The organism is Bacteroides caecigallinarum, from assembly GCF_021530995.1.
GTDB classification, from domain to species: Bacteria; Bacteroidota; Bacteroidia; order Bacteroidales; family Bacteroidaceae; genus Phocaeicola; species Phocaeicola faecigallinarum.
In genome coordinates this window covers 1-265 of sequence record NZ_JADYTF010000337.1, presented here as the reverse complement: position 1 = coordinate 265, position 265 = coordinate 1, and the positions used below count along the sequence as shown (strand labels likewise).

Here is a 265-nt window from a genome sequence, read left to right as displayed (position 1 = left end):
CCGGATTTGCCAGCAAATCATAAAGTTCCGTCCTTATCTTATCGATGATTTCTGTCGTTTCCTTACAGTTCCTTCTGCGGTAAATCTCGTCTGCTGTGAGTTTTTCCCGGCGATAAGTTTCTTCCATACCGTATAGCCTTGCTATCAGCTCAAGGAAGATTCTTGCCTGCAGGCTTCCCTGGTCATAGGCATACTTGAACTTAGCCCTTGCGTGGGCCAGACAACACAAATGCTCAACATCGATAAGTTCATTGTCAAGATACAT

The 265-nt window shown here is 44.9% G+C and carries 1 protein-coding gene; it reads right to left on the bottom strand.

All coding sequences use genetic code 11. The annotated features are described in order from the left end of the window. Positions 1–265: IS66 family transposase (locus tag I6E24_RS16920; RefSeq protein ID WP_235329859.1), on the bottom strand; the 265-nt coding region annotated here is incomplete at both ends.